10 protein-coding genes are annotated in these 12,305 nt (G+C 64.0%); 6 read left to right on the top strand and 4 right to left on the bottom strand.

Annotation, left to right across the window (positions count from 1 at the left end; all coding sequences use genetic code 11):
• Positions 1–5 precede the first annotated feature (5 nt).
• On the top strand, positions 6–521 hold the full coding sequence (locus ACN9MB_RS00345; RefSeq protein ID WP_426270379.1) for a hypothetical protein: 516 nt from the start codon (positions 6–8) through the stop codon (positions 519–521).
• 672 nt (positions 522–1,193) lie between these two features.
• Here the strand turns inward: ACN9MB_RS00345 and ACN9MB_RS00350 are convergent.
• Positions 1,194–1,571 carry a zinc-binding dehydrogenase gene (locus tag ACN9MB_RS00350; RefSeq protein WP_426270380.1) on the bottom strand — a complete coding sequence of 126 codons (378 nt, stop codon included), beginning with the start codon at positions 1,569–1,571 and terminating at the stop codon, positions 1,194–1,196.
• 168 nt (positions 1,572–1,739) lie between these two features.
• On the opposite strand from ACN9MB_RS00350, the gene ACN9MB_RS00355 reads away from it, so the two are divergent.
• From ACN9MB_RS00355 to ACN9MB_RS00365, 3 genes are read left to right on the top strand one after another with little or no spacing between them, the layout of a single operon-like run.
• Positions 1,740–2,753 carry a two-component system sensor histidine kinase NtrB gene (locus ACN9MB_RS00355; RefSeq protein ID WP_426270381.1) on the top strand — a complete coding sequence of 338 codons (1,014 nt, stop codon included), beginning with the start codon at positions 1,740–1,742 and terminating at the stop codon, positions 2,751–2,753.
• Positions 2,746–4,143, top strand: a complete 1,398-nt coding sequence (ntrC, locus tag ACN9MB_RS00360) for a nitrogen regulation protein NR(I) (RefSeq protein WP_426270382.1) — start codon at positions 2,746–2,748, stop codon at positions 4,141–4,143. Before ACN9MB_RS00355 ends, ntrC begins: the two co-directional genes overlap by 8 nt.
• Before the next feature lie 10 nt (positions 4,144–4,153).
• Complete coding sequence (locus ACN9MB_RS00365) at positions 4,154–4,603, top strand: GNAT family N-acetyltransferase (RefSeq protein ID WP_426270383.1); 450 nt, start codon at positions 4,154–4,156, stop codon at positions 4,601–4,603.
• Between the two features lie 48 nt (positions 4,604–4,651).
• Here the strand turns inward: ACN9MB_RS00365 and ACN9MB_RS00370 are convergent, their stop codons facing one another.
• Together ACN9MB_RS00370 and ACN9MB_RS00375 are read right to left on the bottom strand one after the other, a co-directional pair.
• Complete coding sequence (locus ACN9MB_RS00370) at positions 4,652–7,117, bottom strand: sensor domain-containing protein (protein WP_426270384.1); 2,466 nt, start codon at positions 7,115–7,117, stop codon at positions 4,652–4,654.
• 113 nt (positions 7,118–7,230) lie between these two features.
• Positions 7,231–8,358 carry a hypothetical protein gene (locus ACN9MB_RS00375; protein ID WP_426270385.1) on the bottom strand — a complete coding sequence of 376 codons (1,128 nt, stop codon included), beginning with the start codon at positions 8,356–8,358 and terminating at the stop codon, positions 7,231–7,233.
• A 116-nt stretch (positions 8,359–8,474) separates the two neighbouring features.
• On the opposite strand from ACN9MB_RS00375, the gene ACN9MB_RS00380 reads away from it, so the two are divergent.
• Positions 8,475–9,758, top strand: coding sequence for an acetyl-CoA C-acetyltransferase (locus ACN9MB_RS00380; RefSeq protein ID WP_426270386.1), 1,284 nt, complete (start codon positions 8,475–8,477; stop codon positions 9,756–9,758).
• Positions 9,759–9,785: 27 nt separating this feature from the next.
• Positions 9,786–10,310 (top strand): energy transducer TonB, encoded by a 525-nt coding sequence (locus tag ACN9MB_RS00385; protein ID WP_426270387.1) that lies wholly within the window; start codon positions 9,786–9,788, stop codon positions 10,308–10,310.
• Positions 10,311–10,413: 103 nt separating this feature from the next.
• Here the strand turns inward: ACN9MB_RS00385 and ACN9MB_RS00390 are convergent, their stop codons facing one another.
• Positions 10,414–12,279 (bottom strand): phospholipase D-like domain-containing protein, encoded by a 1,866-nt coding sequence (locus ACN9MB_RS00390; protein ID WP_426270388.1) that lies wholly within the window; start codon positions 12,277–12,279, stop codon positions 10,414–10,416.
• Positions 12,280–12,305: the final 26 nt, after the last annotated feature.

Raw genomic sequence — 12,305 nt, forward strand, 5'->3', positions numbered from 1 at the left:
TATATATGAATATTAGATTTGTTGCTTGGGTTGCACTGTTTTTGAGTGTTCAATCTATTGCTGCGTCAAATCCGAGCAATAACCACCCTTTTGCCAGGGTCGACATGGTTTACAAGAGCAATGGCTGCTCATTTCCCTACAGCCCAGTTAATTATTGTGACGAGAAACATGTGAGGGAATTTAAAGATGTCCTGGCCAGCACATTAAGCAACTTCAACGGGCACTATATCGTCGTCACTCCATCGGAGTGGCCGGCGTACCATCAAAAGTCTGTTGTCGCTTTAGATGTTTTGACTGGCGTGGCCATTCCCCTTCCCATAGATGCCTATTCGGGACCAATAGATGCAAATGGCAAAGTTGCCGGAGAGGGCGGAATTGAGTATCGACGCGACTCCGACACAATGTGCATAAACGGCACTATCTTGGTCTACAGGGAACTTCAAGAGGGTGAGTTTTGCTTTACGCTCAAAGAAAATAAATTTATTGGCCATCACACTGAATATATGGAAGCAGTTAATTGAACGCTTTATTACTAAGATCAAGATTGGGGTCAGGCTCGACTTTCCCTGCTATCGGGCCAGGTTCACCTCCTCAATGTAGAGGCCGCCGAGAAACGCCCGTGTTACGCGGGCGTTTCTCTTTATGATGGCCTTCGGTTTATCTATGGGGCGCCTTGTGTCCATCACTGATGACCTACATGTGATCGGCCAATAGGTGCGCGCTCGATGTCCACGCGGAGGCGACCTTGCGCGTGTCCAGTTTCGCTCGACATACTGGGCAATCAATAGCTAAAGAACGTCGAGAATTGGTCGATCTATAGTTCTTCGAGGCGAGCGTCAAATTAATGGCTTGTACGAAAATACATTTATCGGCAGCCTTCTTGGTGGTCTTGGTATCCAGATTGGCGAAACGTCCGCCCAATGGCCGCGCGGTACGAGTGTTGACCCAAAGTCTGTGCCGTTGAGGCTTCAACCGCATGGACTATGCGTGGCGACGAACGTCAGAGTTCGTCCATCTACCGGCGAACGAGCTAGGTCAGTCGAGAGATTGGCGGAACTAGCTTGCTGTGATCCCATGGTTTGTGCGCCATTGCCAGATCGCGGACACCTGACAAGGCTAGATCGGACCTCGCCAACAAAAGTCGTCAATGGCCCATGGTGAACCCGAATCGCGGGTTGGATTCGCAAGGTAGATTATTGGACATTGAGGACTACTTTGCCCTTTGACCGTCCTGTTTCGACATAAGCAAGGGCTTCATTAGCCGACTTGAAGGGAAACACTCGATCGACCACGGGACGGATGGCTCCGGCCTCGATGAGTCGGGTGATCTCACGTAGCTGTTGCCCATTGGACCGCCTGAAGAGAAACGAGTACTTCAGGTTTCGGCGCATCGCTTCCTTCCTCACTTTTGAACTCAACAAGCGGATGACGAGGCCGACGAACCAGGGCGCTCCGATGTCTTTTGCGAATGAGGGATCCGGCGGGCCGGAGATCGATATGAGGGTTCCACCCGATTTCAGCACACGAAGGGATTTCCCCAGCGCGGTTGTGAAACTAGGGCCGGAGTGCACTCCCCTATTTCTCTGAGTGCCTTGAAGCTCCAAAGTTAGTGCGCTCGCCAAACTTCAAGGTTTGTTAAAGGGGCCCAAACTTGGGAGTTTGTTCACAATCGCCGGCCCTGAGGACGCATTGCAACATCTTTCATTGCACCAACTGATCGCAAAGTCCATCATGGTGCAATGAACGATACGGCAACCCGGGCGTGGGCGGAGCCGTTGGCGACCGGGGTGGCGCTGGCGGATGAGGGGTTGCGCCTGTTGTGGGTGAATCCGGCGCTGGCGGAGTTGCTGGACATCGGTCCGCGGAGCGCGGTGGGCCAGTCGCTCGCGGTGTTGTTGCATCGGCCGGCGTGGATGGCTTTGGCGGAACGGGCGTTGCGGGAGCCGTCGCCGCATCAGTTGCGCGGCATCGATATTCCTTCGGTGCGGGGCGAGACGGTGCGGGTGGATGTGTCGATGCAGCGACTGGCCAGTGGCGAGTTGCTGCTGGAAGTGCATGCGTTGGCACCGCCGGCCGCATCGGATACACCGCTGTCGGCCACGCTGCGCGGCTTTGCGCATGAGGTGAAGAATCCGCTGGCCGGTTTGCGTGGCGCGGCGCAGTTGCTGCAGCGGCGCGTCGAGGACGAACAGCTGCGCAATCTTGCAGGGCTTGTTATCGCTGAAGCTGATCGCCTAGCCGCGCTCGCCAATCGCCTGCTGCGTCATGACGGCGCCGCCGCGCAGCTCGGCGAGGTGAACATCCATCAGCAGCTCGAACGCTTGGGTGACCTGCTGCTGGCCGAACCCTCGCCGCCAACGCTGCGCCACGACTACGATCCCAGCCTGCCGGACATCTACGGCGATGCCGATCGCCTGTTGCAGTTGCTGCTCAACCTCGCGCGCAATGCGATCGAGGCCGGCGCAACGACGCTGACATTTCGTACGCGCGCCGAGCCGGCCGTACGTCTGGGCGAACGCATGGCACGCATGGCGCTGCGTGTGGACGTGATCGACGACGGTCCGGGTGTGCCCGAGCCGCTGCGCGATACCTTGTTCGAACCGCTGGTGTCGGGACGCGCCGATGGTAGCGGCCTCGGGCTGGCGCTGGCGCGCGAGATCGCCCGCGAACACGGCGGCGAATTGCGCCACGTGGGGCGCGCGGGTGAAACCACTTTCTCACTGTACTTGCCGATGGGGCACGCGCATGACTGAGCCACGCTCCGAGATCTGGATCGCCGACGACGATCGCGGCGTACGTTTCGTATTGGCCGAGGCGCTACGCGATGCGGGTCTGCAGGTGCGCGAATTCGGCGATGCCGAAGAAGTGCGCGAGGCATTGCGTTCCGCCTCGCCCGCCTTATTGGTCACCGACGTGCGCATGCCGGGCGAAGGTGGGCTGGCGCTCATTGCCGCGCTGAAGGCGCAAGGCGTGGGACCGGTGATCGTGATGAGCGCGTTTACCGATGTCGCCACCACAGCGGCGGCGTATCGCGCCGGCGCGGTGGATTATCTCGCCAAGCCGTTCGATCTCGATCAGGCGGTGGCTGCCGTTCAACGCGCGCTGGCTGATGTACCGTCAACGACTGCGGCGCCGGCCGCAGCTCCTGCGCCGACGCATGCCTTGCTCGGCGAAAGTCCGGCGATGCGCGAAGTGTTCCGCCTGATTGGTCGCGTAGCGGCGAGCGATCTCAATGTGTTGATCACCGGCGAAACCGGTACCGGCAAGGAACTGGTGGCGCGTGCGTTGCATGATGAAAGTGCGCGACGCGGCAAGCCGTTCGTCGCGCTCAACACGGCTGCCATCCCCAATGAACTGCTGGAAAGCGAATTGTTCGGCCATGAGGCCGGCGCTTTCACCGGCGCCAGCCGTCGTCACGCCGGTCGCTTCGAGCAGGCGGAAGGCGGCACCTTGTTCCTCGACGAAATCGGCGACATGCCGCTGGCCTTGCAGACGCGTCTGCTGCGCGTGCTGGCCGGTGGCGAGTTCTACCGTGTCGGCGGGCGCGAACTCATTCGCGGCAACGTGCGCATCATTGCCGCCACCCATCAGGATCTGGATGTGCGCGTGGCGGCGGGACAGTTTCGTGCTGACCTCAAGCATCGCCTGGACGTGGTGCGCATCGAACTACCGCCGTTGCGCCAGCGTCGCAGCGACGTCCCTCTACTGGCACAGCATTTCCTGGCCAGCGCGGCGCAGGAACTTCGCCTGCCGCCCAAGCGTTTCTCCAAGGCGGCATTAAAGGCGGTGGGACAGCGCGATTTTCCCGGCAACGTACGCGAGCTGGAGAACCTGTGCCGTCGCCTGGCGGTGATTGCGCCCGGCAACGAGATTCTTCCTTCGGATCTCGGTGCGAGCACGTCCGCCAGCAGCTCCGGCGGTTGGACCGATGCGTTGCGCGAATGGGTCGCGCAGGCACTTTCCGATGGCGAAGTGGATATCCATACGCGGGCACGCGAAGCGCTCGACCAGACTTTGTTGCAGGTGGCATTGGAAGCCCATGAAGGTCATCGCCAGCACGCCGCGGCGGCGCTGGGCGTCGGCCGCAACACCCTCACACGCAAGCTTGGCGCGTCGCGCACGCGTCGCCCGTCCAAATCCTGAGAGACCCGTCATGAGCATCACCATTCGCATCGCCACTCGCGATGACATCACGCACATCGCGCATTGGAATAGTGCGATGGCGTGGGAAACTGAGCGTAAAGTTCTTGAGCCCGCTGTGATCACGCGCGGCGTCACCGCCGTGTTCGACGAACCACGCCGAGGTTTCTACCTCGTAGCCGAGCGTGCCGGTGAACCCGCTGGCTGCCTGTTGATAACCTACGAATGGAGCGACTGGCGTGCTGGCGACTTCTGGTGGATCCAGAGCGTGTACGTGGTGGAGTTGGCGCGTCGCGAAGGCGTGTTTCGGCAGCTCTATGAAGACGCCAAGCAGCGTGCGAAGCAATCCGGTGCGGTGGGTTTACGGCTGTACGTGGAAACGGAGAACGAGCGCGCGCAGCGTACGTATACCGGGCTGGGCATGGAGCGGTGTCATTACTTCATGTACGAAGCGGAGTTTTGAGGGGCCCACGTCGCGCACAAGTGCGCTCCCACAGAAGGCGCGCCTTGCTTAAGCAGGCAGCAATTGCTGGCTGAATTGTTCCGGCGGTATCGCGGTGCCGAACAGGAAGCCCTGCAGCAGTGAGCAGCCGGCGCGGCGCAGGTGCTCCGCCTGGGCGAGCGTTTCCACGCCTTCGGCGACCACGCTCATGTCCAGTCCGCGCGCCATGGTGATGATGGCGTCGGTGATGGCGGCGTTGTCCGCGTCGGTGGCGATGTCGCGCACGAAGGTGCGATCGATCTTCAGCGCATCGATGGGGAAATACTTCAGGTACGACAGGCTGCAATAACCGGTGCCGAAATCGTCCAGCGCCAGGCTCACGCCCAGGTCCTTGATGCCCTGCATGAGCGCGCGGCTCTGGTCGCCCGCGGACATCACCATGCGTTCGGTCAGTTCGAGTTCGATCAGGGAGGGCGGCAGTTGCGCCTCCTCCAATGCGGTCTTCAGCGTGGCGTGGAAGCCCGGGTGCTGGAACTGCGGCGCGGCCACGTTCACCGCCACCACGATGGATTTCCCGGCGCGATGCCAGGCACCCGCCTGGCGACACGCTTCGCGAATCACCCATTCGCCGATGGGCACGATCAGGCCGCTTTCTTCCGCTACCGGAATGAACTGGTCGGGCATGTAGACGTCGCGACCGTCCACCTGCCAACGCAACAACGCCTCGGCGCCGACGATGACGCCAGTGCGCGCATCAACCTTCGGCTGGTAGTGCAGGTGCAGATCGCCTCGCTTGAGCGCCTTGCGCAGATCCTGCTCGATGCGCAGACGTGCTGCGGGCAGCTCGCTCATCTGCGAAGTGAAGAAGCGATAGTCGTTGCGCCCCTTCATCTTTACTTCGTACATGGCGACGTCGGCGTTGCGCAGCATCGCTTCGGCATCGAGCGCATCGTCGGGATAGACGCTGATGCCCACGCTGTAAGTGATGTTGAACTCGCCCATCTTGCTGGCGGGCGACGCCTGCCACAGCCGCATCAGCTTTTCGCACAGCTGGCTGGCGCCGGAGCGGCCATCCACGTGCGACAGCAGCACCACGAATTCGTCGCCGCCGATGCGGCTCACGGTGTCTTCGTTGCGCAGATGATGGCGCAGGTGCGCAGCGAACGAACGCAGCAGATCATCGCCGGCCGTATGGCCGAGCGCATCGTTGATCTGCTTGAAGTGATCGATGTCGATATGCAGCAGCGCCGCTTCGTCGTGGCGGCGTACCGCGGCGGCCAGCACCTGTTCCAGTCGCGATTGCAGCAGGCTTCGGTTGGGCAGCCCGGTGAGCGTGTCGTGCTGCGCCAGGTGCGCCATCTTCAGTGCCAGCGCACGCGTTTCGCTCACGTCGTGGAACACCAGCACGCCGCCGATGACGCTGCCCGCATGGTCGTGGATCGAGGCGGCCGAATCCTCGATCGGCGTTTCGAAGCCGTTGCGATGGAGCAATACCGCATTGCCTTTCAGTTCGACGATGGCGTCGCGCGTGATGGCATCCAGAAGGGGGCTGTGCAGCGGCTCGCGGGTGCGGCTGTCGATCAGCCGGAACACTTCGCTCATCGGCTGGCCGACCGCTTCGGCCTGGCTCCAGCCCGTCATCGCCTCGGCGATGGGGTTGAGCGAGGTCACGCGGTGCTGCAGGTCGGTGGTGATGACCGCATCGCCGATGGAGCGGAGCGTCACCTCGGCCAGCTCGCGTTCGCGGAACAGCGCTTCCTCGTAGGCCTTGCGCTGGCTGATGTCGAGAATCTGCGCGATCGCGTGATACGGCTCGCCGCTCATCGAACGCACCAGCGAAACGCTGAGCAGCACGTAGACCACATGGCCGTCGCGATGGATGTAGCGCTTCTCCAGTTGATACGTTTCGCGCCGGCCCTCCCTCAGTGAACGCGACAGCTCGCGCGATGCGGGCAGGTCGTCGATATGGGTCAGGTCGGGCAGGGCGCGGGCGAGCAGTTCCTGCTCGTCGTAGCCCAGCATCTCGCAGAGCGCGGCATTCACCCGCAACATATGGCCTTCGGTGGTGACCAGGGCCATGCCGATGGGCGCATGCTGGAACGCGCCGAAGAAACGCTGCTCGCTTTCGCGCAGCTGCAGTTCCAGCGCGTGACGCGCGGTGATGTCGATGATCACGGTGAACACGCCACGCACGTTGCCGTGTTCGTCCAGGTCCGGCTGGAAATTGCCATGCACATAGCAGCGCGCCGTACCGGCGAAGAGTTCGCCTTCGTACACCGCCGCTTCGCCGGCCAGGGCTTGCGCAAGACACGCACCGGCGCGCTCGAGGTTCCACATGCCGATGACTTCGTCGACGGTGCGACCGATCATCCGTTCCGGTTCGATGCCCAGCCAAGTGCGATGGGTGGCGTTGACGAAGCGAAAGCGCCGGTCGCGGTCGACGTAGGTGATCAGTGCGGGCGTGCCTTCCAGGACGTGGCTGGGCCACTGGCCCTCGCCTCCTGCAGGGACAAACTCGTGATCGGTTTGGCGCATCGTAAGTTCGGCCCGCTGGCGCACCCCTCGCGCCTTATCAGCGCATCATGCGCCAAGTAGGGCCGGCTGTGCAGATGGTCCCGGGTCCTTTGTGGACCCGGCCGCGTCAACGGTCAGTGCAGGGCCTGGGCCGGCGCGCCCAACTGGCCTTCCGCATCGAGCAGGATGCAGCCAAGCGCATGCAGATCCGGCGAGACGCCATGGCGTTCAGCCAGTTCGGTCACCAGCGGACCCAGCGCCTTGGGATGCAACGGGTAGCCGTGCGCCAGCACGCGGGCGCGACCGCCGTGGCCACGCTGGGCCAGCGTCACCGCCACCACGCCGAGGCCAGGCGCTTCATGCGCGTAGAGCGCGGGCGCGTCGTAAGCGGGTTCGGCGGTGCCGAAGGTTTCGAGCAAGTAGCCCGAAGCGGGTTCGCTGTCGGCGAGCACCAGAGGTATGTGGTGCGCATCGAGCAGGGCAGCGTACTGGCGCAGCTCGAACACCACGCCGGCGAAATCGTGGGCGCGCTGGTTGAGCTCGCCCGGCTGGCTGCGCAACCAGTCGGCGGGCGATTGCGCCTCGACCTTGCCATCGTGATAGCGCAGCGCGAGACCGCGCGCGCTCATCGTGCTCTCGGGGCGATACGGCGTGAGCAGCGCGGCTTCGAGCAGGCTCCACAGCGGCGCGAGGTTCACGTGTTCGTACTGCACGCAGGTGAGCGCGAGCAGGTCGTTGCGGCTCAGGTAGCGCGCATGCTCCAGGCGAACGCCCAGCGTGCGCATCAGCCAGTCGGCGGTGCGGGCGCCCGCTTCGCCGCGGCCGACGAGTTCCACTTCCAGTTTTTCCGACAGACTTTCGGCCAGGGCCTCAGGGGCGAGCAGCGAGATCGGCAGCAGACGCATCGGGCCATCGGCGAACGCGGCTTCCGGCTCCAGCGGCTGGGCGGGCATATGGCCCTCGTGGGTGCCGAAGGCCACCACGTTCTCCAGATGGCCGCGCGGCACGCGTCGGGCCAGTTCATCCAGCGTGGCCCACACGGGGAAGCCGGGCCGCAGCAGTTCCACCGCGTCGAACCATGCGCCGGCCAGCGCCAGGCGCGCCTCGGCCACCTGGGGAACCAGCGCGTGCAAATCCTCGGCGATCAATGCGGCCAGCTCGGCGGCCTCATCGCGGCTCAGCGTGCGCCGCGAGGGGGTGTCACCGGCGGAGAGCTCCAGCGCGAGGACCACGGGGAGTGCGATGAGCGTTTGTGCTTCCACGGATCACGAACCCGAACAGCAAAGAACTAGAGTCTAACATTTGCGGGGTTTTGGGCTTTCACAGGGTGGCAGGGCGGGTTAGCCTTGAGGACTCGGTTCTTCGGACTGTTCCAGCCATGGAAAACACGCTCAAGCGCGTCGGTGTGATCGGCGGTGTACGAATCCCGTTCTGCCGCAACAACACTGCCTACGCCGACGTCGGCAACTTCGGCATGTCGGTGAAAGTGCTTGGGTCCCTGGTGGAACGCTACGGCCTGCACGGCGTGGAGCTGGGCGAAGTGGCCATGGGTGCGGTGATCAAGCACTCCTCGGAGTGGAACCTGGCCCGCGAGGCGGTGCTGTCCTCGGGCCTGAAGCCCACCACCCCGGCGATCACCACCGCGCGTGCCTGCGGCACCTCGCTGGACAACGCCATCATCATCGCCAACAAGATCGCCACCGGGCAGATCGAAGCGGGCATCGCCGGCGGTTCGGACACCACCAGCGACGTGCCGATCGTGCTGGGCGAGCGCCTGCGCAAGCGTCTGCTCGCGGTCAACCGCGCCAAGACCTGGCAGGAAAAGCTGCGCACCGCCACGCAGGGTTTTTCGCTGAAGGAACTCAAGCCCGCGTTCCCGGGCGTGGCCGAGCCGCGCACCGGCATGTCGATGGGCGACCACTGCGAGAAGATGGCCAAGGAGTGGCATATCGCCCGCCAGGCGCAGGATCAACTGGCACTGGACAGCCACCGCAAGCTCGCCGCTGCCTACGACGCCGGTTTCTTCGAGAACCTGGTGGTGCCGTTCCGCGGTTTGAAACGCGACGGCTTCCTGCGTCCGGACAGCAGCCTGGAAAAGCTCGCCTCGCTCAAGCCCGCGTTCGACCGCAGCTCGGGCCACGGCACGCTCACGGCCGGCAATTCCACCGGTCTCTCCGATGGCGCGGCCGCGGTGCTGCTGGGCACGGAAGAATGGGCCAGCAAGCGCGGCCTGACCGTGCAGGCGTGGTTCCGCGATGCGGAAGTGGCGGCGGTGGATTTCGTGCATGGCGAAGGCCTGCTGATGGCACCCACCGTGGCGGTGCCGCGCATGCTGGCGCGCCATGGGCTCAGCCTGCAGGATTTCGATTTCTACGAGATCCACGAAGCCTTCGCGGCGCAGGTGCTGTGCACGCTGCGTGCGTGGGAAAGCGCGGACTACTGCAAGCACCGGCTTGGCCTCGAGCAGCCGCTGGGCGCGATCGATCCGGCCAAGCTCAACGTCAACGGCTCCAGTCTCGCCGTGGGTCATCCGTTTGCGGCCACCGGCGCGCGCATTGTCGCCACGCTGGCCAGGATGCTCGAGCAGAAGGGTTCCGGTCGCGGCCTGATCTCGATCTGCACCGCCGGTGGCATGGGCGTCACCGCCATCCTCGAACGCTGAGCGCATTCGCTCGGCGCCGTTCCCACGATGTTTCGCCTGCGCACCACGATCAGCCTGAGCTTGCTTGCACTGGCCGTGGGCGTGGCGGGAACTGCCTGGTTGAGCTCGCTCACCGGCGACTGGCAGGGACCCGCGGGCAAGGTTTCCGCACGCCGTGACGCGGTGCGGACGGTGCTGCGCCGGCACGCTCGAACCCCGCCACCCGCCCAGCCAGCTGTTGCTGCGGCCACCGTACATACCCCGGCAGCACCCACGCATGTGGCGCCAGAGCTGCCCACGCTGACCCCCATCGAGATGCCTGCGCTGCCCACGTCGTGGCTGCAGCGCACCGCCTTCGTCGACGGTCGTGTGGTGCTGCGGCTCGGTATCGATGGAGAAGGCCGCGTGGATCAGGCCGCCGTGGCCGAATCCAGCGGCAACGCGGCACTCGATGAGCGCGCCCTGCGCACCGTTGCACGTTGGCGTTTCGCGGTGCCCGGCGACCATCCCGGGGGCCTGACCGGTGCGCTGGTCATGCGCTTCGACGCAACGCCGCCGAACGCTTCGCTGTAAACGCGCCTCTCTTGTGGGAGCGCACTTGTGCGCGACAGCCTTACCTCGCGGCGGGAATGACACGCCTGTCGCGCACAAGTGCGCTCCCACAGAAGTGGCTTGGTTACAGCACGCCTTGCACGCCCGCGCCAAACGCGGTGATCAACCGCGTATAGATCAGCTTGGGCGAGACATCGACATCGGGGAAGTCGCCGACCGGCGTGTAGCAGCTGAGGAAGGCCGGATCGCTGGGCCGCATCGGCGTGCAGCCGGCCTTGAGGTCGTAGCTGGTGGCGTAGCGGTACGGCCACAGGTCGAAGATCGGCAGGCTGGCCGAGATGTCGCCGATGGTCGAACTCAAGCTGCTCTGCTGGCGCGGCGCGATCACCCAGGCGTTCTCCGGCTGGGTCTCGCGCAGGATACTGTCGCGCAACTCGCTGGCGAAGCGCGGGTCGTACACGATCACGCCGGCCTCGGTGTTGTAGTGGTCCGAGCGTGGGTCGAAGTTGTGCGAGCCGACCATGGCGAAGTCGTCGTCCACCACGATCGATTTGGCGTGCAACCCGAACCGGCGGCCGGCCGTGGTCAGCGGTGCGGGACGGTTGCGGCGTGCGCCGCTGCGACTGCCGAGCAGGCCACGCTCCGTACCCACGCGGCGACGCACCTGCTTGCCGCTCTGGTCGGATGGCGCGGGACCTTCGTCCGCCGCCGCATCCGCGTTGTCTTCGGCGGGACCGGCCGCGTGCGGCTTCATTTCGTAGATCTCGAAACCGTAGTCCTGCAGATAGCGCCTGCGGTGCTTGTAGGAGAGCGCATACACCGCAAATGCATCGGTGGACGCCAGCGAGTTGGTCGACACCACGATGCGCGGAGGCGATGCGCCTTGATGCAGGCGTTCGAAGATCGCCTTGGCACGGTCGCTCAACACCAGATACGGCGTCTGCAACACCACCTCGTGCTGGGCGGCGCCGACCATGCGCATCAGGTGCGAGGTGAACTCGCGGGCGCTGCGCTTGCCGGGGTCATCGGTTTTCGCGGGCAGGTCGCTGAAATAGTCCACGCGGCCGGTGCGCAGCGTATCGGACACCAGCACATCGTCGATCCAGGCGTCGTCGCTGGCTTCCTCCATCACGCGGGCCACGCGTTGGGGATGGGCGTAGTTTGGTTCGGGGATCGGTCCCGGCGCATCGTTATCGAGCAGCGCGCGGTTGATGTCGCGCAGATGGGTAAGCGGCGCGGAGCGCTTGTGCTTCCAGAAGATCTCGAAGCTCGCCGCCATTTCGTGCGCCGCCGGGCCACCCACCATCACGTCGCGATCGACGTAGTCGAAATCGTTGTCCCAGTCGAAATAGCGGTCCTGATAGTTGCGGCCGCCGGTAATGCCGATGGCCTCGTCCACCAGCAGCAACTTGTTGTGCATGCGCTGGTTGAACTTCATGAAACAGCACACGATGCTCGCGCTGAAATCGAGCGCTGAGGTGCGCGCCTGATGGAACGTCGGGTTGTACAGGCGTATCTCGAGGTTCGGACTGGTCATCGCCAGCCGTTCGAGCTGCAGGCGATCGCCAAACGAGAACAATTGGTCGGCGAGGATACGCACCCTCACGCCACGACGCGCGGCCTTGATCAGTTCGTCCAGCACCAGCTGGCCGGCGTCGTCCTGGTCCCAGATATAGGTCTGCACGTCGATGCTGCGCTGCGCGGCGCGGATCAGGTTGAGCCGCGCCACCATCGCCGCTTCGCTGTCGTTGAGCAGGGTGACCACGTGCACGGGCTGATCGGGGGTGGAATCGTGCAGTGCCTGCTGCGCGGCGTCGAGCAGGGGCGAGTCGATCGCGCAGCGGTCGTCGCGGTCGCAATCGAGCCGGTGCTGCATGCCCGTGGCCACGGCGGCGTCCGCTCGCCGGATGCGCGAAGGCGACACGCTGCATCCCGACAGGATCAGGATCGCTACAAACACAAAGGAGACGGCGATCCCGCGTTGGCGCATGCCGCGAATGATAAGGGAGAAGGCGC

The organism is Dyella kyungheensis (genome assembly GCF_049913195.1).
GTDB lineage: Bacteria > Pseudomonadota > Gammaproteobacteria > Xanthomonadales > Rhodanobacteraceae > Dyella > Dyella kyungheensis.